This is a genomic window from Boseongicola sp. (assembly GCF_057460485.1).
In genome coordinates, this window is sequence record NZ_JBVCWP010000444.1 from 1 (window position 1) to 1,578 (window position 1,578).

1 protein-coding gene is annotated in these 1,578 nt (G+C 57.9%); it reads left to right on the forward strand.

The annotated features are described in order from the left end of the window. Positions 1-160: 160 nt before the first annotated feature. Complete coding sequence (locus AC221Y_RS23350) at positions 161-1,411, forward strand: IS256 family transposase (RefSeq protein ID WP_486708668.1); 1,251 nt, start codon at positions 161-163, stop codon at positions 1,409-1,411. Positions 1,412-1,578: the final 167 nt, after the last annotated feature.

Here is a 1,578-nt window from a genome sequence, read left to right on the forward strand (position 1 = left end):
ATCACAGCATCACTGAAATCACACAGCGCGTCTTGGCGGATAGTGTCGCGGTGCGGATGAAGGGGAGATATAGCTAAAAGTTGGTGATGGCCCCTGAGGGGCGGCATATCATGGCGTTGTTCACGCGCCGCAATTCTCATCTGAGAAAAGGATATGCCACATGACGACAAATACCATCAGCCAGCTACTCGATCCACAGGGATTTTCGCCTGATCCACTGACAGACCTCTTACGATCTGGCGCGCAGCGTCTGATTGCGCAAGCGGTTGAAGCCGAACTTGCAGTTATGCTGGAGGCGTATGCATCCGACAAGACGGATGATGGTCGCGCTCGGCTCGTTCGCCACGGTCACCTGCCTGAACGCGAGATCCTTACCGGGATCGGAGCGGTGCCGGTCAAAGTGCCGCGCGTGCGGGACCGGGGCGACGTCGCTGAGAAAATCCGCTTCACGTCAACAATCCTGCCGCCCTATTTGCGCAAAGCCAAATCCATCGAGGATCTGCTGCCCTGGCTTTACCTCAAAGGTATTTCCACCGGGGACTTCCATGAAGCACTCGCAGCTCTTCTCGGTCCGAACGCGGCTGGACTGTCTTCGACGACGATCTCAAGGCTCAAGGCGGACTGGTGGGACGAGTACGACCGTTGGCAGCGCCGCGATCTCAGCACGCGCCGGTTTGTCTACATCTGGGCGGATGGTGTCTACTTCCGCCCCCGAATGGCCGAGGAAAAACAATGCGTTCTGGTGCTGATAGGGGCGGACGAGTGGGGTCGTAAAGAGATCATCGGCCTCGCTGACGGTTACCGCGAAAGCACCCAGAGTTGGCGAGAGCTGCTGCTCGATTTGCAGCGGCGTGGCCTTACCCATGCCCCTGACCTTGCCATTGGGGACGGTGCTCTGGGGTTTTGGAACGCACTGCGTGAGGTCTATGGCGCGACCAAAGAACAACGGTGTTGGTTCCACAAAACCGGCAATGTGTTGAACGCGATGCCCAAGTCCGTTCAGGCCAAAGCCAAAGGTCATCTGCACGATATTTGGCAGGCCGAAACCCGCGTGGATGCCGAGGCGGCCTTCGACTTCTTCGTCACAACCTACGGCGTGAAATACGACAAAGCCGTGGGGAAACTAACCAAAGACCGCGACGTTCTCCTGGCATTCTATGACTTCCCAGCCGAGCATTGGAAACACGTCAGAACGACGAACCCAATTGAAAGCACCTTCGCCACCGTCCGACATCGCACAGGCAAAACCAAGGGTTGCCTCAGCCGCAAAACCGGCCTTGCCATGGCGTTCAAACTGATGATGTCAGCCCAGACGAAGTGGCGCAAACTCGACGGAGCCAACCGCATGCCCGAGATCATCGAGGGGATTGCATTCAAGGACGGGATCAAACAACTTAGCCAAGCCGCCTGATCACGCCGTCACCAACTTTTGGGCATAGCTCCATGACCGGCCGCCTGCAGCCGTGTGACCGAAATTTCGACCGAACGGGGGGGGCCGTATTCGCCGCCGATCGCGGTCAGATACATGCGCATCCGCCCTGCCCGGGTGGCATTTTCGACCATCACCTTGAAGTCGAC